The 23,128-nt window shown below is 47.1% G+C and carries 23 protein-coding genes; 13 read left to right on the top strand and 10 right to left on the bottom strand.

Features of this window, described 5'->3' with window-relative positions:
* Positions 1-190 precede the first annotated feature (190 nt).
* A complete protein-coding gene (locus ACLWNV_RS05405) occupies positions 191-916 on the bottom strand; it encodes a HEAT repeat domain-containing protein (protein ID WP_413586894.1) in 726 nt (241 codons plus the stop codon).
* Positions 917-922: 6 nt separating this feature from the next.
* A complete protein-coding gene (locus ACLWNV_RS05400) occupies positions 923-1,963 on the bottom strand; it encodes a hypothetical protein (RefSeq protein WP_413586893.1) in 1,041 nt (346 codons plus the stop codon).
* Positions 1,964-2,051: 88 nt separating this feature from the next.
* Here ACLWNV_RS05400 and ACLWNV_RS05395 point away from each other — a divergent pair, with 88 nt between their 5' ends.
* Both ACLWNV_RS05395 and ACLWNV_RS05390 read left to right on the top strand, forming a co-directional pair.
* Entirely contained in the window at positions 2,052-3,392 is a 1,341-nt protein-coding gene (locus ACLWNV_RS05395) for a dihydroorotase (RefSeq protein WP_413586892.1), read from the top strand.
* Positions 3,392-4,030, top strand: coding sequence for an inner membrane-spanning protein YciB (locus tag ACLWNV_RS05390; RefSeq protein WP_413586891.1), 639 nt, complete (start codon positions 3,392-3,394; stop codon positions 4,028-4,030). Before ACLWNV_RS05395 ends, ACLWNV_RS05390 begins: the two co-directional genes overlap by 1 nt.
* Here the strand turns inward: ACLWNV_RS05390 and ACLWNV_RS05385 are convergent, their stop codons facing one another.
* The 4 genes from ACLWNV_RS05385 to ACLWNV_RS05370 all read right to left on the bottom strand — a co-directional run bounded on the left by ACLWNV_RS05385 (position 4,031) and on the right by ACLWNV_RS05370 (position 8,021).
* Positions 4,031-4,780 (bottom strand): tRNA-uridine aminocarboxypropyltransferase, encoded by a 750-nt coding sequence (locus ACLWNV_RS05385; protein WP_413586890.1) that lies wholly within the window; start codon positions 4,778-4,780, stop codon positions 4,031-4,033.
* Positions 4,781-4,786: 6 nt separating this feature from the next.
* Positions 4,787-5,599, bottom strand: coding sequence for an enoyl-CoA hydratase-related protein (locus tag ACLWNV_RS05380; RefSeq protein WP_413586889.1), 813 nt, complete (start codon positions 5,597-5,599; stop codon positions 4,787-4,789).
* Between the two features lie 10 nt (positions 5,600-5,609).
* Complete coding sequence (locus tag ACLWNV_RS05375) at positions 5,610-6,389, bottom strand: PilZ domain-containing protein (protein WP_413586888.1); 780 nt, start codon at positions 6,387-6,389, stop codon at positions 5,610-5,612.
* Positions 6,390-6,488: 99 nt separating this feature from the next.
* Positions 6,489-8,021, bottom strand: a complete 1,533-nt coding sequence (locus ACLWNV_RS05370) for a S8 family serine peptidase (RefSeq protein WP_413586887.1) — start codon at positions 8,019-8,021, stop codon at positions 6,489-6,491.
* 167 nt (positions 8,022-8,188) lie between these two features.
* Here ACLWNV_RS05370 and ACLWNV_RS05365 point away from each other — a divergent pair, with 167 nt between their 5' ends.
* Together ACLWNV_RS05365 and ACLWNV_RS05360 are read left to right on the top strand one after the other, a co-directional pair.
* Entirely contained in the window at positions 8,189-8,980 is a 792-nt protein-coding gene (locus tag ACLWNV_RS05365; protein WP_413586886.1) for an undecaprenyl-diphosphate phosphatase, read from the top strand.
* Between the two features lie 27 nt (positions 8,981-9,007).
* A complete protein-coding gene (locus ACLWNV_RS05360; RefSeq protein WP_413586885.1) occupies positions 9,008-10,177 on the top strand; it encodes a mechanosensitive ion channel family protein in 1,170 nt (389 codons plus the stop codon).
* Positions 10,178-10,211: 34 nt separating this feature from the next.
* On the opposite strand, the gene ACLWNV_RS05355 is transcribed toward ACLWNV_RS05360, so the two are convergent.
* Positions 10,212-10,886, bottom strand: coding sequence for an ATP-dependent Clp protease proteolytic subunit (locus tag ACLWNV_RS05355; protein ID WP_413587622.1), 675 nt, complete (start codon positions 10,884-10,886; stop codon positions 10,212-10,214).
* A gap of 216 nt (positions 10,887-11,102) precedes the next feature.
* Between ACLWNV_RS05355 and ACLWNV_RS05350 the strand changes: the two genes are divergently transcribed.
* Both ACLWNV_RS05350 and ACLWNV_RS05345 read left to right on the top strand, forming a co-directional pair.
* Positions 11,103-12,347, top strand: a complete 1,245-nt coding sequence (locus tag ACLWNV_RS05350) for a trypsin-like serine peptidase (protein ID WP_413586884.1) — start codon at positions 11,103-11,105, stop codon at positions 12,345-12,347.
* A 47-nt stretch (positions 12,348-12,394) separates the two neighbouring features.
* Entirely contained in the window at positions 12,395-13,606 is a 1,212-nt protein-coding gene (locus ACLWNV_RS05345) for an alginate export family protein (protein WP_413586883.1), read from the top strand.
* On the opposite strand, the gene ACLWNV_RS05340 is transcribed toward ACLWNV_RS05345, so the two are convergent.
* A complete protein-coding gene (locus tag ACLWNV_RS05340) occupies positions 13,603-13,944 on the bottom strand; it encodes a hypothetical protein (RefSeq protein ID WP_413586882.1) in 342 nt (113 codons plus the stop codon). The genes ACLWNV_RS05345 and ACLWNV_RS05340 overlap by 4 nt on opposite strands.
* Before the next feature lie 108 nt (positions 13,945-14,052).
* Here ACLWNV_RS05340 and ubiG point away from each other — a divergent pair, with 108 nt between their 5' ends.
* The 3 genes from ubiG (at position 14,053) to ACLWNV_RS05325 (ending at position 16,661) form a co-directional block, all read left to right on the top strand.
* Entirely contained in the window at positions 14,053-14,901 is an 849-nt protein-coding gene (ubiG, locus tag ACLWNV_RS05335; RefSeq protein WP_413586881.1) for a bifunctional 2-polyprenyl-6-hydroxyphenol methylase/3-demethylubiquinol 3-O-methyltransferase UbiG, read from the top strand.
* Between the two features lie 66 nt (positions 14,902-14,967).
* Positions 14,968-15,216: a hypothetical protein gene (locus tag ACLWNV_RS05330; RefSeq protein WP_413586880.1), complete on the top strand. Its 249-nt coding sequence runs from the start codon at positions 14,968-14,970 to the stop codon at positions 15,214-15,216.
* 59 nt (positions 15,217-15,275) lie between these two features.
* On the top strand, positions 15,276-16,661 hold the full coding sequence (locus tag ACLWNV_RS05325; RefSeq protein WP_413586879.1) for an HD domain-containing phosphohydrolase: 1,386 nt from the start codon (positions 15,276-15,278) through the stop codon (positions 16,659-16,661).
* Between the two features lie 48 nt (positions 16,662-16,709).
* Here the strand turns inward: ACLWNV_RS05325 and ACLWNV_RS05320 are convergent, their stop codons facing one another.
* Positions 16,710-17,930, bottom strand: coding sequence for a hypothetical protein (locus ACLWNV_RS05320; protein WP_413586878.1), 1,221 nt, complete (start codon positions 17,928-17,930; stop codon positions 16,710-16,712).
* A gap of 274 nt (positions 17,931-18,204) precedes the next feature.
* Between ACLWNV_RS05320 and ACLWNV_RS05315 the strand changes: the two genes are divergently transcribed.
* The 3 genes from ACLWNV_RS05315 to rdgB are packed head-to-tail and all read left to right on the top strand — an operon-like array spanning position 18,205 to position 20,378.
* Complete coding sequence (locus ACLWNV_RS05315; RefSeq protein ID WP_413586877.1) at positions 18,205-18,996, top strand: N-acetylmuramoyl-L-alanine amidase family protein; 792 nt, start codon at positions 18,205-18,207, stop codon at positions 18,994-18,996.
* Positions 18,997-19,030: 34 nt separating this feature from the next.
* Entirely contained in the window at positions 19,031-19,762 is a 732-nt protein-coding gene (gene rph, locus ACLWNV_RS05310) for a ribonuclease PH (protein ID WP_413586876.1), read from the top strand.
* 19 nt (positions 19,763-19,781) lie between these two features.
* Positions 19,782-20,378, top strand: a complete 597-nt coding sequence (gene rdgB, locus ACLWNV_RS05305; protein WP_413586875.1) for an RdgB/HAM1 family non-canonical purine NTP pyrophosphatase — start codon at positions 19,782-19,784, stop codon at positions 20,376-20,378.
* A gap of 70 nt (positions 20,379-20,448) precedes the next feature.
* On the opposite strand, the gene ACLWNV_RS05300 is transcribed toward rdgB, so the two are convergent.
* Positions 20,449-21,810, bottom strand: coding sequence for an SUMF1/EgtB/PvdO family nonheme iron enzyme (locus tag ACLWNV_RS05300; RefSeq protein WP_413586874.1), 1,362 nt, complete (start codon positions 21,808-21,810; stop codon positions 20,449-20,451).
* Between the two features lie 352 nt (positions 21,811-22,162).
* Here ACLWNV_RS05300 and ACLWNV_RS05295 point away from each other — a divergent pair, with 352 nt between their 5' ends.
* Positions 22,163-23,107: a ribose-phosphate diphosphokinase gene (locus ACLWNV_RS05295; RefSeq protein ID WP_413586873.1), complete on the top strand. Its 945-nt coding sequence runs from the start codon at positions 22,163-22,165 to the stop codon at positions 23,105-23,107.
* The last annotated feature ends 21 nt before the right edge of the window (positions 23,108-23,128 follow it).

Below are 23,128 nucleotides of genomic sequence, written 5' to 3'. Positions count from 1 at the left end.
CACTTTCTTTGTGTAGTATTAAACCTGCTTATATACACATCGGCGTGTTTACTAGACCACTCAAACCAAGTGAGCCAAATTGATCGGAAATTGACAGGGTTGAATCAAACTTTGATTTGTTTTGAGACGAGTAAATAAAAAAAGGCAGCTCATGGCTGCCTTTTTTTATGTTACAAAGTTTTGCTAACTTCTAGAGTTTTTCTTTTTTGACGTAGTCTTTCCAAAGACTCACAAGCTCGCTTTGCTTAAGCTTGTTTTCACCCAGCTTAACACCCGTCAGTTTTTGCAAACCGCGGACCGCTGGCAATTGAACACGGTCATCGGCGTCTGTTAGTAGCCCCGCGAAGGATTTGATTTCATGGTCCACGGGTTTTTTAGCCAACTGCTCCACGATCTGGTGGCGCACCCAAAGGCTTTGTTTGTTTTTGAAGTTATAGTCCTTATTCAACTCTTCCCACAAAAGATCGCGGGTTTCAGCGGACATGTTCTTACCCAGAACTTCCACAGCTGCTGAACGAACCACCAGGGCTTTATCTTTAACCAATTTTTGCGCCAGCTTTTCAGCTTGAGTGGGGTTCACTTCAGACAAGGCCACCAAGGCTGCGTTTCTCATATACCACTGATCATGAGAGCCAGCCTTCAGTAAATCCGCCGTGGCTTCGAGTTTTTTGGATTCGGCGGCTCCCATTAAAGCTTTCCAACGCAGGTTCATTGGTTGCTTGTCACTGAAGGCTAAAGAGATAAAAGAATCATAGAACTTAGGATTACCATCAATCGCCATGCGACGATTTTCACCAGGCAAATTCAGGACTTCCATCGCAGAACTTAAAGTATCTGGTGAAGATACAACTTTGGCTGCGAAAGCACTTGAAGAAAAACCTATAAGCAAAACGGGCAACAGGATTTTTGTATTCATGGTGGCCTAACTTTTCTTGTTTACGAAGTTCTCGAACTCATCCATCAATTTGCTGTCTTCATCAGATTTGCCAGCAGCCGCTTCGCCTTTTCCGGCTTTTTCGGCTGCGCTATCCAGGGCTTTATTTTTTTGACCTTCAACCGCAGCTGCGAACTCTTTCATCAACTCGTCATCGATGATGGATTCTTCCTGCGCTGGTGCTGCTGTTTCCGCAGCAGGTTCAGATGCCGGGGCGGCTTCCGCAGGAGGAGCTGCAGCTTCAAGTGCCGCAGTGAGTTCAGCTTCAGCTTGGGCTGCTGCTAAGGCTGCATCCACATCCGCTTCACTTAATCCCGTATCTGCGATTGTTTCAGAAACTGGTTCCGCTTCTGGAGCAGACTCAACCACCGGAGCCGGTTCAGGAGTGGCTGCCACTTCCGGTGCCGCTGCTGTTTGAGGAGCTGCTGGAGCTGGTGCCGCACCCGCCTCTTTTAATCCTGTGATTTCAGTTTTAAGCTGTTCATTTTCTTCTTTATAACGAGAAAGATCCGCGATGTCTTCGCTGATAATTTCGTATTCTGCCAAGCGAGCTTCAAGATCTTTAATTTTATTATCCAACTCAGAAGTATCAACCGCTGCTGCTGGGGCTGCTCCGCCACCTGCTGCATTGGCTTCACCTGAAACCTGCAATTCAGCAACTTTCTTCTCGGAGATTTGCAGTTGCGCACGTAAAACTTCAAGCTCTTTAATGTTTTCGCTCAAACTTATCTTAAGCTGCTCAACTTCCTGAGGAGATTCAGGGTGACCAGAAGCGCCTTCTTTAAACGCTTCATCTAACGCCGCATCACCGGTTTTACGCACCGGAGTTTGGTTGTCCAAAATCTTTTGCAGAGTTTTTTCAAGCTGAGAAGCATCAAGCCCCCCGCCTACGCCGGAATCCACATCCTTTTTACCGAAAAATCCACGGTAGCCCACAAAAAGGCCCAGAAGAATGATAACCGCAATTAAGCCCTCAATGATGGCCACATTGTGCTGACTGATAAAATGAAGAATTTGGTCTATTGTCACAATCCAAATTCTCGCCTATCAGCGAGACCTCGTCAACGCTGGACCTTTGAACCAGTCTGATGGTACAGTCCCACTGAAGAGGTGCTAGATGTACGACATTATAATCCGAGGCGGAACCTGCTTACTTCCCCACCCGTCCAACAACGGCTTGATTCAACAACAGGCCGATATCGGTATCACCAATGGCCGCATCACGAAGATTCGCGAAAAAATCTTCGACACCGCTCCTAGCATGATCGATGCAACTGGACTTCATGTTTTGCCTGGTGTGATCGATAGCCAGGTTCACTTTCGCGAGCCCGGCTTAACACATAAAGAGGACTTGGAAACCGGCACCAAGGCAGCCGTCTTGGGTGGTGTCACCAGCATTTTTGAAATGCCCAATACAAATCCGGCAACTACAACGGTGGAGCACTTTCACGATAAACTAAACCTGGCAAAGGGCCGCGCTCACGCAAACTATGCTTTCTTTGTCGGGGCCGCTCACGATAACGTCGGAATTCTGCAAAATCTGGAAATCCTGCCTCACTCCTCTGGAATCAAAATCTTCATGGGCAGTTCGACAGGAAGCTTGTTGGTTGAAGACGATGCCACTTTGGAAAACATTCTAAATCAGGGCCATCGTCGAGTTATCGTTCATAGTGAAGACGAAATGCGCCTGCGCGAGCGCCGCCATATCGCGGTTGAAATGGCCGACGTCCACTACCACCCGGTATGGAGAGATGTCGAAACTGCGGTAAGCTCCACCAATCGTCTTTTAAAACTTGCTCGCAAAACGGGACGCAAAATTCATGTGCTGCATGTATCAACGGCTGAGGAAATGGATATCTTGCAAGGAGCAAAAGACATTTCAACGGTCGAGGTTTTGCCTCAGCATCTGACTTTGTATGCTCCTGATTGCTATGACCGCCTGGGCACTTATGCTCAACAAAATCCGCCGATCCGTGAAAAACGTCACCTGGATCGCCTGTGGAAAGCTTTGCAGGATGGAACTGTGGATGTGATTGGATCTGATCATGCCCCGCACACTCGCGAGGAAAAAGACCGTCCTTATCCATCCAGTCCTTCGGGAGTTCCAGGCGTGCAAACTTTGGTTCCAATCATGCTAAACCACGTGAACGAAGGCCGCCTGTCTTTGCAAAAGTTTGTGGAGCTGGTGACTGAGAATCCTTGCCGCGTGTTCAATGTTAAAAACAAAGGCCGTCTGCGCGAAGGTTATGATGCTGACATCACGATTGTGGACATGAAAAAGCAAATGACCATCGATAACTCGATGATCGCCAGCCGCTGTGGATGGACTCCATTCCATGGTATGCAAGTGACCGGCTGGGTGACTCACACCGTGGTTTCCGGAAAATTGGCAATGGCTCATGGTGAAATCGTGGAAGCTCATTCCGGAACGCCGGTGAATTTTGAAGGCACTCTTTAATGTCCCAGAACTCTGCTAAATCCAAGGCCGCTGCCGTTTTTTTCGCGGGTCTATTACCTGTTATCGCCTTTACGGTGATCGAGGAAAAATACGGTACCATCGCGGGTCTTATCGCCGGGATGATTTTCGGTGTGGGTGAAATCTGCTTTGAACTTTACAAACACAAGAAAGTTCAAAAGATCACCTGGATTGGCAATGGCTTGTTATTGGTATTAGGGGGGATTTCCTTAATTTCCGACGAAGGCATTTGGTTTAAGCTGCAACCGGCAATCATGGAAGCCGTCTTTGCGATTGCTTTGTGGGTTTCAGTCGCCTTAAACAAACCTCTGATCGTCGTACTCGCGGAACAACAAGGTCAAAAACTTCCAGAATTTATGAAAGTCCGCATGAAAGGCATGACCTTTCGCATGGGGGGTTTCTTTGCGATTCATACAGGTCTTGCGATTTGGGCTGCTCTTCAATGGTCGACGACAGCGTGGGCGATGCTTAAAGGTGTGGGTCTGACAGTCAGTTTGATTGTCTATATGCTGGTGGAGGTTTTATTCATTCGCAGATCTGCGATGAAGGCGCATTCGCCAGAGGAAATTGCAGAACAAATTCGCCGCGCCCAGGGCGGGCAAAATCCTGAAGGGCAATAACTAAAATACTTTCCCGGTCAGTCCCAGCTTTCTTTTTAAATCCCGGCTGTAGCGAAGATGGCGGGGTTTCGCCTCACCACTTTTAGCGCACTCGATTTGGCGCTCCACCATTTTATCAAAGACATAAATCAGATCATCGTGCTGGCGGGAACTAACGTCGAACCCCAAAGACTCCCCGACAAGTTCGATTGTCTGGTGAATGGCTTCGATCGTGGAATAGCAAAAGTGCTTGGGCTGCTTACGCACGCGGAAGTTTGATGGCTTATCCGGAGAGAAACAAACTCTTGGGATATTTTGCAGGTTCACGCTTTGACGAATCGTTTTCACGGCGGTGGCCCACGTTCCATCGATCACGAACAAGGTTAATCGTTTGCCCTGGGGCACGAGTGCTGACTTTTCACTCAAACTCATTTCACTTAAATTTGCAGAAGTTTTTCCCGGATACAACATCACACAATGGCGAGTGGGATCGTTCAATAATTCATTTACTTCCGGATCTTTGGAGTAGTCCTGCCCGCGAATCAAAAAAGAATTCTTCAAAACCAAATACGACATGCGACCCGTGGCAATCCTGCGTTTCATCTCGATCGGATGAATTAAGATCACCACATCCATGCCGGGATCAAATTCCTTCACATGCTCGCAATAACAACTGAAACTGGGCTGCACACAGGCATCGCAAAGTTCGCGATACACCGGCCCCTGAGTTTTACGTTGTTCTTTGTTGGCAAGATAGGTTTGCAGATCCATGACAGACTACTTACCACTGAACTCGGGGGATTTCTTCTCTTTAATTGCTTGAAGTGCGATGAAATGATCTTGAGTTCTTTGCGTGATGCCTTGATAAGCTGCCGCTTGCTCTAAAACCGTATTGGAATCCTGCAAGTAGGCCGCTTTCATCAGTTTTTTGGTCATTTGCACTGCAACCGGCGCGTTTGCCGCAATTTTTTCTGCGATTTTTTCTGTCTCGCTAACCAAGTCGGCGCTCGTCAGGTAATTTAGAAGTCCCCACTTAAAGGCTTCCTCCCCGATAACCAGATCCCCGGTCAAAGACATCTGCATGGCGCGCGAATAACCAATCACTCTTTGCAAAAAGAAACTGCCACCATCTCCGGGCACCAATCCCAGTTTTACGAAAGTTTCGCCGAACTTTGATTTATCTGAACCTACTCTTAAGTCACACATCATCGCCAAATCACAACCTGCACCAATCGCCGCACCATTCACCATAGCAATCATGGGAGTGGAAAGTTCTTCGATACATTTTGGAATTTGCTGGATGCCGTGGATATATCGGGTGCGAAGTTCGTTCGACTCCCCTGCAAACATCCCGGTTTTGTTTTCCATGGCTTTAACATCGCCGCCCGCACAGAAGTTTGCGCCCTCACCGGTCATAACGATCACGCGAACTTCGTTATCAAAGTCTGCAAAACGCAAAACCCGAGTCAAAGAATCAATCATCTCGTAAGTGATTGCGTTGCTTTGCTCGGGATTATCCAAAGTGACCCACAGTTGATGTTTCTTTAAAGAGACCTTCAGGTGCGGGAAACTTTGCGAATAAAATGACATGTGCTAGATCCTATTTTTTCGGGAAAAGTCCTTCACGTGAAGTAAGAACTTTTTTAAGCCAAACACCGAAGCTGTCTTCAGGCCCTGGCAAACGTTCAGGAACCATTTGGCCACGAGACTTCAGGGTATTGCAAAGATTTTTAATCGCACCAGCTGAATCCAACTCTTTAAATTGAATTCCGTATCCAGTGTTTGCTTTGCTTTTGAATACCACAGTGCCCAGTGCTTTATAAGTTTGACCTTCGAAAGACCATTCCAAGTTCACGCTTTGATCTTCAAACAGGTTTAGGCCTGTATTGATAAACAATCCGCCTTTGGATATATTGCTGATCTCGCCTTCGGCACCGTTAACAGTAACAGCGTTTTTAAAGACAAAACGTGGAGCTGCTTCCCACCAACGCATTCTTGGGTCGAAGTAAACCTGACGAACTGCTGGCACCACAAAGTAAGCTACTGCCAGCAAATCCACCAACAATACCACTATTAGATAGACGAAATTCAGCAACGTCATGTTTGCCATAAAGGCCATCACGTTAGTGACAAAGATAATCGCCAAGCACCCCAGGTAAGCCCAGTATGACCAGCGTTTACAAAGGTAAATAAAGATCCCCGCTAGAATTGGCAGACATACATAAATAAGCATGAATGCTGGCGGAAGAACTTTTGTCCAAAAATACCACTGTGCTTCGAAAGTGCGCCCTGCCCGCACGGCATTGAAGATAAAACTTCCTAGAGGGGCAATGATGTGTAGAAGTGCAAGAACGATAATGGCCCAAGGTTTTCTTTTCATATGACACTAATTATTAAGAAATAATTCGGCCGACACAACAAAAAAGAAAAGGGCTCCGATTCGGAGCCCTTTCGTAATTTTCAAACTCTTATGTTCCAATTACTTTTGGCAGAATGGAAGGTCCGGTTTGATTTGGCAGATGATATCGCACATTGATTGATCACCAATTGGGCAAGAACCATCACCTGGCGGGTTACCCGGATTACCTGGGTTGCCTGGGTTCTGAGAAGCTTTTTTACCTACGTTGATATCCAAAGTAGAAGCTGTTTTACCATCAGCATCAGTTACAGAAATCGCAGTCGTACCGTTTGCAACAGCTGTGATAACACCAGAGTCGTTAACAGAAGCTACAGAAGCGTTGCTGCTTGTGAATTTGAATGGTGCTTTACCGTTCAATACACCCAAGTTAAGTGTTTCATTGCCGCTCAAAGTCGCAGCAGCTGGAACAACAACCATTTTCTTACCCATAACAGCGTCAACTGCGTTGAATGCATCAACACGGCAGTTACAAGCAGTTTGGATAGAAACTTTTGCACCCGTCGTTTGCAAGATCGCGCGGATCTGAGCACCCGTCAAAGATGGGTCCTGAGATTTCATAAGAGCTACGATACCAGAAACCAGTGGAGTCGCCATTGAAGTACCAGACAAGTTGCCGTACTTATTTTTTGGCAAAGTAGACATGATTTCTTCACCTGGAGCTGCTACGTGAACTGTTGCAGTACCGTAGTTAGACCAAGATGGTTTTGCATCGCTTGGACCAGATGCAGCAACTGTGATTGAATTCGGGAAACCGTTGTTTGCCGGATACACTTCAGTTGAGTCATTGTTTTTGCCATCATTTGCAGCTGCAGCCACGAAGATAACGCCTTTGTCGTCAGCTCTTTTAACAGCTTCAACAAGTGGCATTGCCTGATTTCTTGGAATAGTTGCACCCCAAGAAGCAGAGATAACTTGCGCGCCTTTTTCGATAGCATAGTCGATAGCTTTGATAGCATCGTTCAAGTCACCAGAACCATTTTCGCCCAAGAAGCGAAGTGGCATCAAAGAAACGTTTGGAGCGATACCCACGATACCACCATCAACCAAACCAGTCGCACCAATGACACCCGCACAGTGTGTACCGTGACCTGGGTTTTGGTAAGACGTTTTGTCCATTGGATCGTTGTTTTTGTCTTTAAAGTTGTAACCTGGAACCATGTTTGGCGACAAAGCTTGGTGAGTGTAGTCTACACCAGTATCGATAACAGCAACGATGATGCCTTTGTTACCTTTGTTGCCCGCACGTTGCCATGCTTTTTCAGCGTTCACTTTACCCATCGCCCATTGCTCTTTCAAAGCAGCTGTGTCAACAGAGTGAGTGAAAGCTTTCATTCTTGCGTTTGGTACTACGTACTCAACGCCTGGTTGTGACAACAAAGTCGCCAATACTTCAGCTTCCTGTTGTTTTCTGATGTCTACTTTAACTAGGCTTGCAGTTTCGTTGTGATCCATCACATTCAAAGCTGACACGCTTACCATAGACATTGAGTTCATAAGGTTCAGAGCGTTCGTGTTGTTGTACTTTACCAAATATTCCCCTGCGAATACTTGAGATCCAACCAACATTGCACCCATAAATAATGCACGTTTCATTTTTCCCTCCGTGGTTACAAAAATCATATTCGGAATTTCTACGAACACCATACTTTTTTTAAACTACAGCTTATTTTAATGACACGTATGATCGAAAGTTGATCCGCTGATTGAAGCTTACAAGAATATTGCCGGCTGATTAACAACACTGATTCCTCGAGGTTTCCATGGATTTTATGCACGCAATTATTTTAGGTATCGTTGAAGGGATCACTGAGTTTCTGCCGATCTCATCAACCGGACACATGATCATTGCAAGCTCCATGATGGGCATCGAAGACAGTACTTTCACAAAAGCCTTTGAAGTTATCATTCAGTTCGGCGCGATCCTTTCCGTTCTGGTTTTGTATTGGAAGCGCTTTTTGCCAAACTGGAGCTTTTATAAAAAACTCTTCGTGGCATTTCTGCCAACGGCAATCATTGGATTTTTGGCAAAGGATGTTGTCGAGCACCTGTTAGGAAGCGTGCAAGTCGTTGCATGGTCACTGATTCTGGGCGGCTTGGTGCTGGTGTGGTCCGACAAGTATTTTGCCCATTTGACGTCCACGGGCAGAACTACCAACGACCTTAATTATAAAGACTCGGTCAAGCTTGGTTTGTTTCAAGCCATCGCCATGATCCCAGGGGTTTCACGTTCGGGTGCAACCATCATGGGTGGTCTGACCTTGGGAATGAATAAAAAGGAAGCGGCAGAGTTTTCCTTCTTCCTGGCGGTACCAACAATGGCGGCTGCGACTTTGTATAAGCTTTTGAAAATTTATAAAACCATCGAACCACAGCAGATCAACCTGCTTTTGGTGGGCATGGTGGTTTCATTTATCGTTGCGATGATTGCCATTAAGTTTTTCATCGGCATCGTCAGCCGTTACGGCTTCCGCGGCTTTGGTTATTACCGCATTGTATTAGGTATTATTATCCTGGCATTGATCTATTCCGGTCATGACCTGCAAATGAACTAGAATCAGAATTTAAATTTGGGGATCAAAATGGAAAAGTTTTTATTCGAAGAAATGCAGATGTTTTCAGCTGACTTGACGGTTTTTCTGAAAAAAACCTTCTTTATCCTGCCTACCTGGAAATGGATTGCTCTGGCTGTCGGTATCACTCTGGCGTTTTTATTGCGCCCTGTGGTTCAGTGGATCTTTAAGCAATTAAAAATCCACAACCCCATCGCCAAAAGATACGCTAAAAGTTTTTCCCATTACCTGTTCCGCTTTGAAATTGAAAGACCCTTGGCTTGGATCTTTATTATTTTACTGCTTTTCGCATTAGACGACGGGTTGGAACTGAACGGAAAATTCGTCACCTACTATGAGTATCTGCTAAAGGCCTTCCTGGGCTTCCACGCCATTCGCATTGTGTATTACATGGTTGATGCCATGGGGTATGTTTTTGCAGACCTTGCTTCAAAGACTGAAAGCAAAATGGATGACAATCTGGTGCCCTTCGCAACCAAAGCAATCAAAGTGCTGGTTGTGGTTATGGGTTTCCTGCTGATTCTGCAGAGCTTTGGACTCAACGTCATGTCCCTGATGGCCGGTCTGGGCCTTGGGGGTTTGGCACTTGCCTTGGCTGCCCAGGATACTGCAGCAAACTTGTTTGGTTCAGTAACAATCTTAGTCGACAATCCGTTTCAGGTTGGTGACTGGGTTAAAGTAAAAGACATGGAAGGTACTGTTGAAGAAGTGGGCTTCCGCTCAACTCGCATCCGTACTTTTTATAATTCGGTCATCACAATCCCAAATGCGATGATGGCCAAAGAAACCATCGACAACATGGGGGTTCGCCCTTTCCGCCGTATTCGCCAGGTTATCGGCATCGCGTATGAAACTCCACCTGACATGATCAAGGAATTCTGCGACCGCGTTCGCTATGCGATTAGACAGGATCACACGGTGATTCCTGATACGGTTGTTGTTAACTTTAACGGCTACGCTGATTCTCAGTTGAACGTTTTGGTGCAGTTTCACTTGAATGTCTTCACAGGCACTGAGGAAATGGAACACCAGCAAGCGATCTTTATCGAGATCCTAAAAATCGCGGCCGAACTTAAAGTCGATTTCGCTTACCCGACTCAAACGGTTTACTACCGCGGTGGCGGAGAATCCGATCAACAACAACAGCAGTTGCAACAACCATCGGCGCAACCAAGTTAGATACTAAAAAGGGACCTTTTGAAGGTCCCTTTTTTTATCCTGCATTTTTTAAAATTCTTTTCTTTCTGGATTCAATCACTCCGTCAATAAGACCGAGTTCTTTGGCTTCGGCTGCCGTCATATTGTGATCACGCTCCATCAACTTCGTCAGATGTTTGGCACTTTGGCCGGTGTGTAAGGCATAAATATCTATCAATTGCTTTTTAGCGCGCACCAACTCGCGAGCATGAATTTCAATATCACTCACCTGCCCGCCGATACCGCCCTCGCCCAAATGGGGTTGGTGAATCAGGATGCGGCTATGGGGCATGGAAAATCTTTTACCCGGAGCACCCGATGCCAGCAGGAATGAACCCATGCTGGCCGCAACGCCAATACAATAGGTAGCGACATCGCACTTGATATAGTTCATAACATCATAAATCGCGAGTCCCGCCGACACAGATCCGCCGGGAGAATTAATATAAAGATGAATGTCCTTGTCTGGATTATCGGATTCAAGAAACAGCATCTGCGCGATAAGGGCATTGGCAACCTCATCTGTGACGGCCGAGCCTAAAATCAGAATGCGGTCCTTTAAAAGTCGGGAGTAAACGTCATACGAACGTTCGCCGCTTGCGGTACTTTCAATAACATAGGGAATTGTGGCCATGGTTTCTCTCCTTTGAGTGGACGTGAGTAGGAAGACTTTGTTTGCCTGAAGGATTATGTTGCAATCTGCGTGCGCAGTGATGTTTTAGAAAAAAGTGAATCAAGATGAATCAACGATTTTGCCAGTTCCAAGCAATGGAAGAAAGACAACTTGGCAGAGTGGAAACGAAAACTGAGTTCAGACTTTTTACGGCAGTTACAGAGACTGATTTGGGCCCTCTTAAACCCGGGCAACGTCCTTTTGATTGAAAGCATTTACTCCGATAAGTTCAGAGTGAAAACCCTGGCGATTTTTTCCATTCTCATTTTGATACAGATCAAAGCACTGGCAACGCCCGTGTACAAAGTGACATGTGAAAGTCCGGATGCCTGCCCCGAATCTGTGGTGGGACTAAACTATGACGGTAAATCTGTGTGCACCGGAGTTCTGGTCGCCGAAGACATCGTCGCCACGAACCTGCATTGTATCCCCGAGGATCTTCGCCAGAACGATTCTTCCTGCAAAGACCGCATTACCGTCACCTTCCCCGCTTCGCGCTCACGTGAAGAGGAATACGGTCACTGCGAAATCATCAAGTGGGTATCGCCCGCCTTAAAGGACACGGCTTTAACTCCGGATTGGGCGTTCTTTAAACTAACGAAAAAAGCCCCGCGCCTGCACGCGCCGATTAACACAAACGGTGTCTCTGATGGCGAAGTTTTGACGCTTTATAAAATCGATCCCACGGATAAGGGTGCTGGCATTTTAAGAAAAGTTTCTTGCCCGGCAGTGCAAAACTCTTTGGCCAATCCGTTTTTCATCGGTGTCAAAAGTCCGATCCTTGCCATGGTTCCTTGCGAAACTATGAAAGGCAATTCAGGTTCACCACTGATGACTGCGAACCTGGAGGTCAAAGGCTTGCTGAATTCCATGGGGACAGCAGCGGATGTGAATCTTAAAAAAGCACCTTTTTATCATGTCAGTTTTGGTTCTAACTTTGCCTGCCTCAATATTCCTGGCATCGCCTCAGCCCCATCCCCGCATGCGGACTGTGGTAAATCGATTATCTCAGAAAATATTCGCGAGGCCTCTGCCACTTTGATCAGCCGCTTTACTGATCCTTTGATGAAATCATTCAATGCCGACGTAAATGCAGAGCTTGATAAGATTCATAAGCAAAGCAAGTTCGTGGTTTTGTGGGATGTCGAGCAAAAGAATCGTGCCTTTGACGGAGTAAATACCAAAGTCAGTGAAGTCAGCTACAAACCTTCTTGCATCAATTTTAAAAAAGATAAAATGCGCACGCAACAAGGACGACTGCAACACGGCAATGTTACTTATAACTTAGAGTATCTGGAATGGGGCCTGCAAATTCATTTGGATAATGGCGGCCGTCCCCGCGCTGAACTCGTCCCTAAGAAGATCCAATCCACCCTACAGTTCAGCCCCGCACAAATGACTTTTGGTCAATCCGTGGCCTTTAAGCACGGTGCTCAGTCCTACAGTCTTCCGTTCTGTGAGGATGTTAGAAAAAAATAAGCGCGAATGCTTTTGATAAGTACCCTGCCCTGTTCTAAGCTTCGTTCATGCGAAGACTGCTGCTTTATCTTTTCACTACGAGCTTGCTAACCACCAGCTCAGCTTTTGCCCAACAAGACTCATCCACGTCGATCACGACAGGTGGGTACTTTCGTTGGTCCGAGGAGTGGTTTCGGGATCCAAACTTTGGCAGAGCCACTGATGAATCACAGGGATACTTTCTGCAGCGCTATTTGATGCACGTTGAAGTGAAAGACACGGATACCAACATCCGCGGCTTTATTCAGGCCAAGTATTCTGAAATCGCCAATAAGGAAGGCAATCACCTTTCCACGGATCGCGATGACGGAGATATTCACCAGGCCTTTTTTGAAAGCAAACACCTGCGCGCTGGAAGGCAGGAATCTCCGGTGGGTTCGACACTTTTGGTTGGTGTGCGCGAAGGTCCCAACTCCCGCTTAAGCTTTGACGGAATCAAAGCTTTTCTTCCCATCTCAAAATCCACCGAGATTTTCATCGGTCACCCAGTGGACATCACTTCGGGCTTCGTTGATAACCGCAGCGCTGACACCGTACTGGGTTATGCCTACTTCAATTCCGTTTTTCAGACTGAGTCCTCGGCGGTGGATTTGTATCTGATGTACTATGATGATTTGACTTCGAGGCTTTACACTCCTGCCGCACGGTGGGTTTATAAAACCGAATTCATCACCGTCGACACAGATTTTATGCTCCAAACGGGCCGCTTTGATGATTCGCAGGACGTGTGGGCTTACGGAATTGCCTCACGCATTAAAAAGCCACTGTTTGCCAATTTGGATGCGACACTGATTGCCAGCTATATTTCCGGAGACAAAGATCCTGATGATTCCCAACACGGCACCTTCAATGCGCTCTTTCCCAAGGGGCAATACTATGGCTGGTCCGGTGAAATGGGACACCCCAATTTGATCGCTCTGGTGCCAGGAATCACTTGGAATATTTCCGATGCCCTTGCATGGGCCAATAATCTGGGGTTTTACTGGCGTGAAAGTATTCACGATGGACTTTATCGCGGCAGCGGCAGCTTGCTTAGACCCGCCACTAATGACGAGCGCTATACTGCGACCCAAATTAATTCCTGGGCCGAGTGGAAGGTTAACAAATTATTTTCGCTCTACTATGAATACACTTATACATTTGCTGGCGAATTTATCAAGGCTTCCACAGATTCTAAAGACAGCCAGTATTTTGCGTTAAGAACCGCTGTGCGCTTTTAGTTACGCTTCGGCGTACCTTTGTCATCCAGGGCATAAATCGTGGTGTTTTTGTCAGAATCAATTCGCATCACTTCTGAACAAATACTTTGTCTGGAAATTTCTGACATACGCTTTGGAGCGTCAGCAAGCTTCACAGTTTCTGTTTTACAGGTGACAGAGCTTTCATTCTTCTTACAGAATTCTTCAAAGGACTTTTTAAATTCCGGGTATTTCTTATTCATAAAATAAGAAACCATTTGTTTGCGCTCTGGTTCAGAAACTTTGGCGAAACACTTATATCCTTGGGCTTGAACGGTTGTGGTCATCAAAAACAGAACACCAAATATAAACGGTTTCATAAAACTCCTGTTGGGCAACACGCTTCTAAAACTATTTTAAGAATTAACATCACAGGCTCACGGTCGGCAACAACAACCCCTCTGCCCGCTGGACCTAAAGTGTTTCCTATGAGCGAACTGCAACTTACCACTGGATCTTGTCTGAAACCGCAGATTTCCTCAGTCTGGGAAAAACTCGCGAGGGATTCTATGCACATTGAGCTGGCCAAAGCCGATAACGAAATTATTAACAACAAAGCCTACGACCAATTGGCGGAGCGTTGGTACGAAGCTCAGGATGATCCGATCGCATTACTTAGAAACCAGCATAAATTAGAAATGCCGTGGATCCTGCAAGCTATAGACAAGCACATCGGAAAGTCAGCAGACATTTTAGATATGGGATGTGGCGGAGGATTTCTCTCCAACGATCTTGCAGCCGCAGGTCACAAGGTTTCCGGCATTGATCTGTCTGATTCAAGTCTGAAGGTGGCTGAAAGCCGCGATCACACCCACACCGTCAAATATCAAGTAGGCGATGTGTATCAAGTACCGTTCCCCGATCAAAGCTTTGATGTGGCTTGTGCGATGGACTTATTAGAACACGTGTCAGAACCGCAGCGGGTTTTAGCGGAAGCCTCCAGAATACTGCGCCCGGGTGGATTGTTTTTCTTTAACACGTTTAACAAGAATCAACTCGCAAATCTGGTCGTGATCAAATCGATGGAATGGTTTGTTAAAAACACTCCCGATGACTATCACGTCTATTCTTTATTTATAAAACCACAGCATCTGGTTCAATGGATGAAAGAACAAGGCCTTCACAATGCTGAAATCCGTGGTATCCGTCCCGTCTTCATGCAAAAGGGAGTGTGGAGTTTAATTCGTACCGGTGAAGTTCCGAAGGATTTTAGGTTTACGTTTTCTAAATCACCTCTCATTGCCTATACCGGGTATGCAAAGAAAGCCCCAATTTGAGACGAGGGATTGTGAGTCCGCATCCCTCGCTTTATTCTAAGCGTATCAGAGGATGAGGTACGTTTTATGAATCTGAAGACTCACTATCGTCGTTGCCAGCACTGCGGCAACATTCACAATGCCGACAATGAACTTTTGATGGATTGCAATTCCTGCGGCAAGGAGTTGATTCCTCTTTATTACTCGCAACTGGTGAAACTTGCCCAAGAGCAATTGGCAAATTCCAATCCGCTGATAAAGGACAATGCTGTCATGAATGAAATCGTCGTCGTGGGACTGACCGCCGATTGGGAAGCCGAAGCTGACACTTTCTAATTACATATTGTAAGGGGCCCTGAATAAGCCCACGCTAATCTCTAAGAGGAGGCTTCAAGATGCGAAGTCTCGACTTAGCGGCCATCTCAGGGAATTTCAAATTCATCAAAAGAGCCAAAACTCTTGCCGAGACCTTTTCCTTTCAGTTTGAAAGCTTCGAAAGTTCAGACGCGTTTTTTGAAAAGACCGAACACTATAAATCCATCACCTGCATTATATTGGACTGCTCCGAAATTGAAAAACCCAATGAAGCTGCCGGAATGGTGCAAGTGGCCTGCCAGGTAGCAGCCGATAGCTACATCATTGCCGTCGTGAACTCAAAGCTTAAGCCCGAAGACGCACGTATTGTGAAAACCTCCGGTGCCTCGCTGGTCTTGATGGAAAACGAGTACTATACCACCAGCAAACTTGAGTTCGTCACAACACAGGTCATCCGCTCATCTTATATTCCGGTTAAAATCTATGATCTTTATCCTGATAGCGAAACTTCGTTTTCGCTTTACTATATGATGCCCGCTAACAAACGTTTTCTAAGAATAGCCAAACCGGGCCTGCAGGTTCACCCCTCCTTTCTGGAAAAGTTCGCTGACATGGGGGAACTTTATATCAAACGGCAGGATTTCAAACAGTGGGTGGAATACTGTCGCAGTTATGATTCCGCAGATGAAGCGAGCACTCTGCGTCGCTGCCGCCTGCAATTCCTGCAGATGAGCCAGTCATTTCTGGAGCTCACTTTGATGATCAGCGATCAGACATCGTCCTCCTCGTTCGCGGTCGGAAAAGAACTGTACGGCACTTGCGAAAAATTCGCGCAGGAATTGTTAAATACTTTGCAGGTGGTAAAGAATCCATTCGAGGTGATCAATAATTCCTCGATCGGCGACTTTGGCTCTTTGGAAAGGGCTCCGGCAATTGCATCGTATGCTGCTGTCCTAAGCCAGAACACAACCATCGGCAAACCTTTGGAGGTCATGATTTCAGCCCTGCTTTCAGACATTGGATATCTGGATATCTCCCCATCGGCTTCGGCAAAACTTCGTGCCAATGACATTCAAAGTATGAACGGTGAAGAATTGATGGAATACCAAAAACATCCCATCTATAGCTTAAACCAATGTCTTTCGCGCAAAATTCCTTTAAGCGAGCCGATGAAAATGATGATTCTGCAAAGTCATGAGCGCATGGATCAAAAAGGATTTCCCCACCGCATGAACCCTGACAAGATTCTGGAAGAAGCGATGCTGGTACGATTGTGCTGGGATCTGGATTCCAAAACCCAGGTCCGTATGGGTGAACCCCGTCCTGACATTTCAAAAGTCATCGAGGGACTTGCAGCAACGTTTGCGGGAGATCCCGGAAACTATTCCATAGGATTTACAGTGAAGATGTCGCCCGTTTTGAAAGCCTTGGGATTCAATTCCAAAAACCCGAGCCTTCACCAATAAAAAAACCCGGTTATTCACCGGGTTTGTATTTTCTGATTTAAAGCATAATTACTTTTTCTTTTTCTTGGATGGCGCTGGAGCCGGAGCAGATGTATCTACACCCGCACTGCCCGCTCTGATCTTAGCCGCTTCCAACTGAGCTTCAGCTGCTTCAGCCTGAGCTTTTGCAGTTTCAGCGCGGATCTTTGCGTCTTCCGCTTTGTTTTTCGCGTCTTCTACGCGGGCTTGAACCTGTTCAAGCTCAGCTTTTGCTTTTTCAGCGCTGGCTTTGTACTTTTCCAACTCTGCATCAGCGTGTTTTGCCGCTGCTTCGTTGTCTTCGATGGATTTCTTAGCACGCGCCAGTTCCTGGGAAGCTTTCGCCTCTTCCTGACGGTACTTCATGCGATTGCTTTCAAGTTCCTGCTTGGCTTTTGCAGCAGTTTGAGCAACTTTCGCTTCATCCTTTTTGATGTCGTTTAGTTTCTTACGCTCATCTTCAACTTGAGAACTCAATTTTTTGTTCTCTTCTGTTGCAGACTTAAGCTCAGCTTCGGTTTTTTCAATCGTTGCCTTCGCTTGTTCTTCCTGAGCTTTCAAACGAGTCATCTCTGCTTCAGCTTTGGCTTTCTCAGCATCAGCACGAGCAATCTCGGATTTAGCTTTTGCATCGCGAGCCTTGGATTCAGCAACCGCTTTTTCCACCAACAATTTTGTTTTGGAAAGATTTTGGTTGGCTTTAGCAGATTCCAACTTTGCAGCTTCAGCCTCACGAGTAGCCTTCATGCCGGCTTCTGTTGCAGCTTGAGCCTGCTTCTCAAGGTCTTTCGCCTGAGACATCATATCTGCCGCTTTTTTCTCTTCATTCTTTTTCAAATCCATCGCTTCGTCGCGGGATTTTTTTGCTTTCTCTGTTTGATTTGCAGCAGTTTTACTGCGAGCTGTTGCTTCAGCCTGGTCTTTTTCCGCTTTCTTTTGATCGCGATCAAAACCTGCAGCTTCCGCTTTAAGTTTAGCTACGTCGCGCTCTGCATTTGCCTGATCTCTTTTGGCATCTGCTTCAGCGGAGCGAGCTTTATTAATAGCTGATTGAGCATCCGAACGAGCCTTATCACGGGCTTTGCGTTCTTCATCCGCACGGCGCTTAGCTTCAGCAGCTTCGGCTTTTGCACCTTCTGCATCAGCGATCGCTTCTTCTGCTTCAATTTGTTTATCTTGTGCCAGTGCTCTTGTCGCTGTTGATGTCATCAAAGCTGCAACAAGAAGAATTCCCAATGTCTTGAAATGCATGAATGTCTCCTTAAGCTGTTAACAGGCAATAGGATATATGCATTTTTGGCAAAAAAAAAGCGACCAGGATTGGGGGGGGAGGATCCTGGCCGCAAGGGGGGGTTGCTTTAGTACTAGAGCAATCGGGGTGCCAGACCAAGATTATGTTCAGTTCCATTTAAATGGAGTTCAACACGGTACCTCTGTCGAGAATTTATACGGAAAACGACAATTGTCGGCCCCCTCTTGGCGACTGGACTCGACAGAATATGTTCAAGAATTTCTACTTATAGTAATGACCTCTATCAGATTGAAACAGTATTTGTGTTCCCTAATCATTGGAGCCTGGGCATCCCCTGCTTTTGCTACATTCCATATCGTTTTGGACCCCGGCCACGGTGGGACCGATAAGGGAGCCGTATATAATTCTATTAAAGAGGCCGATCTGGTTTTGACTGTGGCTCGTAAACTTCAGACTCTGCTGAATGAAGACCCTCATTTTGAAGTCACTATGACCCGGGATAACGATCGCGCTATCTCCTTGCCTGAACGTGTGAAAATGGCTGAAAAAGCCAATGCTGATTTGTACGTAAGCCTGCACGCCAACGCAGCCCTTGATCAAAGAGCCCGCGGCGTGGAATTTTTCTTTCAAAACAACCTGCCCGCTGATGAAGATGCGTTGTTTTTGGCCAATCAGGAAAATCAGGCCATCGCCAATGCCCGCGAATTGCATTCATTATCCGGTGGAGATGAGCTTTCGAAAAAAGGTGATATCGCGGCCATCGTTGAAGACCTGCGCAGACAAAACCGCATGAACTCAAGCCTGCGTTTAACCAAGGCCTTAACGACCATCTGGGAAAACGACGAAAACGCCATGCAGGCGACCATTAAACAAGCACCCTTTTACGTGATTTCCAAAACGTCCATGCCTGCGGTCTTAATTGAGATTGGCTTCATTTCCAATCCCCGCGAAGCTCAGCGCCTGCAACGCAAGGACTATCAAAAAGACTTGGCCAATAAAATCTATAACGCTCTCGTCTCATACAAAGAAAAGATGGACAACTCCTCTGCCAAGAACTTAAATTAGGGGCTCTTTTATCCCCTCAATTTAGGAGCTTTTCATGCGCAGCGACGGCCGTCTGTTTGACCAACTTAGAAATATTAAAATTACACCTAACGTTGCTGAATACGCTGAAGGCTCTGCTCTGGTTGAGTTCGGAAAAACCAAAGTTCTTTGCACAGCAAGCTACGAATCCAAAGCGCCACAATGGTTGGCAGGCACAGGTGCTGGCTGGGTTACGGCAGAGTACGGCATGTTGCCTCGCTCTACTCACACTCGTATTAAACGCGACAAGGCTGCAAACAGCGGCCGCACGCAAGAAATCTCCCGCCTGATTGGTCGCTCTTTGCGCGCGGCTGTGGATTTGAAAATGTTGGGTGAAAAACAAATCACCATCGACTGTGATGTTTTGAATGCTGATGGTGGTACGCGCACCGCTTCTGTAACTGGTGGGTACGTGGCATTGGCGCTGGCCCTAAAAAAACTTGCAGCTGTGAGCGAAATCAAAGCGAATCCGTTGATCAATTACGTTTCTGCGATCAGCGTGGGCCTTCACAATGATAACATCCTTTTGGATTTGAACTATGACGAAGACAGCGCGATTGGCACTGACATGAACTTTGTCATGACTGACAAAGGCACTTTCGTTGAAGTTCAAGGTACTGCGGAACATGTACCTTTCACGCGCCAGCAACTTAACAAGATGATGGATGTGGCTGAAAAAGGCTGCCGTGAACTGTTCATTCACCAGGCTGCGATCATTGGTGAAACTTACCGCCTGGCTGGCGTTTAATTTCAAAGGAGTCTGATAAATGGAACTTTGGATTGCGACTGGAAACAAAGGCAAACTTTCTGAATTTCGCGTTCTTCTAAATGAAGTTGTCGATTTGCAACTTCACCACCAAGGTGAAATTGCTTCCTTCACTCCCCGCCCAGAGGATGGAAAAACATTTTTGGATAATGCCCGCATCAAGGCAAAAACTTTACGTGCGATTAAAAATCAAGCGTGGGTACTGGGCGAGGACGCAGGCCTTGAAGTTGAAGGCTTAAACAACCTTCCAGGAATTCATTCCGCACGTTACGCAGGCCCTAAAGCTTCAGACAGCGAAAACGTCGCGAAGCTTTTGAAAATGATGACGTTCAAACAAATGCCCAACAAGAATGCCAAGTTCGTTTGTACGACTGTGGTGTACACACCCACTGGTGAGGAATGGATCTTTACAGGCGAGCTTAAAGGCACGATCACAAGCAAACCTTCAGGTCTGCATGGATTTGGTTATGATCCGGTGTTCATCCCTGAAGGCCAAACTCAAACATTGGCAGAGCTTGGCAGCGGTTACAAAGCCCAGCACTCGCACCGCGCACAAGCGATCAAACAGTTTTTGCAAAAATATAATTCGACTCTGTAAGAGCGATTAAAAAAAAAGCCGATCCCAAGATCGGCTTTTTTTATTCCAAAACGCGCTGGATTTTTTAATTTCAGTACTGACCAGGAGCCGCCACGCAACGGAAGCCGACGTTTTGAACGCTGATTCCCCAGGATGCTGGTGCTTGAACTTCGTTGCCTGTGATGTCTCCGATATTCGCAGTGAAAATACCAACGGTGCCCCTGTTGTTCACACAGTTCGCTCCACCGCGAAGGACTTTTCCAGAACTACCGCCGAATAAGTTCCCCAAGAATATTTCATGCTTTGGAACTTCAGACATGCCGGTGAAATCAAGCAACGCTTTTGAGCCGGGTTTCACATCCCAATTATTGTTGTGATAGTTACGACCATACGGCGAGGAAAGATCTGGCGAGTACGAGTTTCCGTAAATGGTATCACTCACCCATTCCCAGGCATTGCCACCGAAATCCCAAATCACTGCACCACTTGCAAGAACAAAGGTACGACGTTCTTCGCCTTTGTTTTTACCTGTGCCGTCGTAAGGATTCGACGTGTTCGTTACTGCGATGGGTTCACTCCAGCCGGAGTAATATCCCGAATAAAGAGTTCCGGAAAGTTTCGTTCCCCCACTCCAGTTTTCGTTTTTGTTATAAATTTCCAGAGCCGTGGCATTCCATTCAGCATTCGTCGGCAGGCGATATCTGACGCCAAGACTTGCGCAGGCTGCGGCAGCCGTGGCCTTGTTCGCAATCCATGGTTTACCTGAAGCAACGGATACGGCACTGCCGTTAAGCTGCTTCATTTCAAATTTCGCAAAACAAACTGCCGAAGTACCCAAAGAAGAATTCGCGGCCACTAATTCAAAACCAGCCGGGCAACCCACAACCGGAGTCGGAGTCGGAGTTGGTGTAGGAGTTGGAGACGGACTCGGCTCTGGCGACGGCGATGGAGAAGGAGTCGGCTCCGGTGACGGGCTTGGTTCCGGCGATGGAACCGGAGAAGGCTCTACGGTTGGTGAAGGCGTCGCTGTCGGTGCAGGTGTGACCGTCGGTTCCGGAGTTGCCGTAGGAGCCGGCGTCGGCTCTGCCGTCGGTGATGGCGCCACAGTAGGTTGCGGAGTTGGTGCAACCGTTGGCTCTGGTGAAGGCACCACAGTCGGTTGAGGCTCAGGCGATGGCGAAGGCGTTGCCGTAGGTTCTGGAATTGGCGACGGCGCCACTGTCGGATAAGGAACTGGTGAAGGTACCGGCTCCCCGGTCGGTGATGGTGTCACCGTTGGTGAAGGAGTTACTGTGGGAGAGGGCGTGACCGTCGGTGACGGACTTGGTGTCGGAGGCGGTGACTGGGAAGTCTCGTCACCAGGGGATGCCACATTGCTGTCTTCGCCTGACGAACATGACACTAAAAGGCTCGTCATCGAAACGCAAAGCAGGCTTGCGATCCATGTTTTCATCGATTCCCCTCTCCAAGGTATAACTGATGCTCTCTACGACTTATTTTTACCGCTTCTTGACATTTTCTAGAGAAAGTTTTGTGTTCCGACACCAAATGTAGACCAAAGACCCCTCGCCCCGGGCTAATTCGCGGCCAAAATGCGAGAATTACATAGGTTTCCTTATCAATATTTTGACCACTCCACGGCAAGGTGGATGCTCCACCAAAGCAGTCGTTGGGCATTGCATAATAGGCCCTTGGAAAGCGAAAAAAGGGTTTCCTAACTTTACTCTGACAAAGGCGTTTGCTAGTGTCCTTCAAACGCAACCCTACCCCGTGAAATACCGGGTAAACTCTGGAGACTACGAGTGATGAAGGGCCTAAAACTATTTACCGCTAATTCCAACCCCGAACTGGCTAAAAAAGTAGCCGCTGCCGCGGGAATTGAACTCGGGTTTTCCGAGGTCAGCACCTTTGCCGATGGGGAAATCCAAGTCGAAATTCATGAAAGTGTTCGCGGACAGAATGTCTTTGTCATTCAAAGCACCTGCCCCCCGGTGAACCAAAGCTACATGGAGCTTTTCGTGATGCTGGATGCTCTTCGCCGGGCTTCCGCAGCTTCGATCACAGCCGTGATCCCTTATTTCGGCTATGCCCGCCAGGATAGAAAGGTCGCACCTCGCGCCCCTATCTCTGCGAAATTAATGGCAGATTTAATCACCTCAGCGGGAGCGGACCGCGTGGTTTGCGTCGATTTGCATGCCGCCCAAATTCAGGGGTTCTTTAACGTTCCTGTGGATCACTTGTTTGCGATTCCGACTTTGGCTCGCGCTTGGCGTGAAGCTCACGGTGTAGGCAGCGACTTTGTCGCGGTGAGTCCCGACGCCGGAGGGGTTGAAAGAACCCGCGCTTTTGCGAAAAGAATCGAATCCAGCATGGCCATCATCGATAAACGCCGTTCCGGCCCTAATGAGGCTAAAGCGCTGCACCTGATCGGTGATGTGACTGGAAAAACTGCCGTGATCGTCGACGATATGATCGATACGGCTGGAACACTTACACAAGCAGTTGACAGTCTCTACAAGAATGGGGCAAAACGTGTGTTCGCTGTTGCAACGCACCCCGTTTTATCGGGTCCTGCGATCACTCGCCTGAAGGAAAGCCCTATTGAAAAAGTATGGGTCACCGACACCGTTCCGTTATCGGAAGCGGCTAAGGCCTGCGGAAAAATCGAAGTGGTTTCTGTAGCTCCCGTTTTGGCGGAAGCGATCAAGAGAATCCACGGAAACGATTCCGTCAGCAGCTTATTTGATTAATCCTCCTTCGCCCTTTGGGCT

Source organism: Bdellovibrio sp. HCB274 (assembly GCF_047306075.1).
In the GTDB taxonomy this organism is placed as follows: Bacteria; Bdellovibrionota; Bdellovibrionia; order Bdellovibrionales; family Bdellovibrionaceae; genus Bdellovibrio.
This window is presented reverse-complemented; position numbering and strand designations above follow the sequence as displayed.

What these genes read in the sequence shown, in the direction of transcription:
- ACLWNV_RS05340 (WP_413586882.1), bottom strand. Translation starts at nt 13,944, where the DNA reads ATGAAACCGTTTATATTTGGTGTTCTGTTTTTGATGACCACAACCGTT.
- rdgB (WP_413586875.1), top strand. Translation starts at nt 19,782, where the DNA reads ATGGAACTTTGGATTGCGACTGGAAACAAAGGCAAACTTTCTGAATTT.
- ACLWNV_RS05365 (WP_413586886.1), top strand. Translation starts at nt 8,189, where the DNA reads ATGGATTTTATGCACGCAATTATTTTAGGTATCGTTGAAGGGATCACT.
- ACLWNV_RS05395 (WP_413586892.1), top strand. Translation starts at nt 2,052, where the DNA reads ATGTACGACATTATAATCCGAGGCGGAACCTGCTTACTTCCCCACCCG.
- ACLWNV_RS05330 (WP_413586880.1), top strand. Translation starts at nt 14,968, where the DNA reads ATGAATCTGAAGACTCACTATCGTCGTTGCCAGCACTGCGGCAACATT.
- ACLWNV_RS05390 (WP_413586891.1), top strand. Translation starts at nt 3,392, where the DNA reads ATGTCCCAGAACTCTGCTAAATCCAAGGCCGCTGCCGTTTTTTTCGCG.
- ACLWNV_RS05345 (WP_413586883.1), top strand. Translation starts at nt 12,395, where the DNA reads ATGCGAAGACTGCTGCTTTATCTTTTCACTACGAGCTTGCTAACCACC.
- ACLWNV_RS05385 (WP_413586890.1), bottom strand. Translation starts at nt 4,780, where the DNA reads ATGGATCTGCAAACCTATCTTGCCAACAAAGAACAACGTAAAACTCAG.
- ACLWNV_RS05300 (WP_413586874.1), bottom strand. Translation starts at nt 21,810, where the DNA reads ATGAAAACATGGATCGCAAGCCTGCTTTGCGTTTCGATGACGAGCCTT.
- ACLWNV_RS05405 (WP_413586894.1), bottom strand. Translation starts at nt 916, where the DNA reads ATGAATACAAAAATCCTGTTGCCCGTTTTGCTTATAGGTTTTTCTTCA.
- ACLWNV_RS05380 (WP_413586889.1), bottom strand. Translation starts at nt 5,599, where the DNA reads ATGTCATTTTATTCGCAAAGTTTCCCGCACCTGAAGGTCTCTTTAAAG.
- rph (WP_413586876.1), top strand. Translation starts at nt 19,031, where the DNA reads ATGCGCAGCGACGGCCGTCTGTTTGACCAACTTAGAAATATTAAAATT.
- ACLWNV_RS05360 (WP_413586885.1), top strand. Translation starts at nt 9,008, where the DNA reads ATGGAAAAGTTTTTATTCGAAGAAATGCAGATGTTTTCAGCTGACTTG.
- ACLWNV_RS05315 (WP_413586877.1), top strand. Translation starts at nt 18,205, where the DNA reads ATGACCTCTATCAGATTGAAACAGTATTTGTGTTCCCTAATCATTGGA.
- ACLWNV_RS05375 (WP_413586888.1), bottom strand. Translation starts at nt 6,389, where the DNA reads ATGAAAAGAAAACCTTGGGCCATTATCGTTCTTGCACTTCTACACATC.
- ubiG (WP_413586881.1), top strand. Translation starts at nt 14,053, where the DNA reads ATGAGCGAACTGCAACTTACCACTGGATCTTGTCTGAAACCGCAGATT.
- ACLWNV_RS05320 (WP_413586878.1), bottom strand. Translation starts at nt 17,930, where the DNA reads ATGCATTTCAAGACATTGGGAATTCTTCTTGTTGCAGCTTTGATGACA.
- ACLWNV_RS05295 (WP_413586873.1), top strand. Translation starts at nt 22,163, where the DNA reads ATGAAGGGCCTAAAACTATTTACCGCTAATTCCAACCCCGAACTGGCT.
- ACLWNV_RS05370 (WP_413586887.1), bottom strand. Translation starts at nt 8,021, where the DNA reads ATGAAACGTGCATTATTTATGGGTGCAATGTTGGTTGGATCTCAAGTA.
- ACLWNV_RS05325 (WP_413586879.1), top strand. Translation starts at nt 15,276, where the DNA reads ATGCGAAGTCTCGACTTAGCGGCCATCTCAGGGAATTTCAAATTCATC.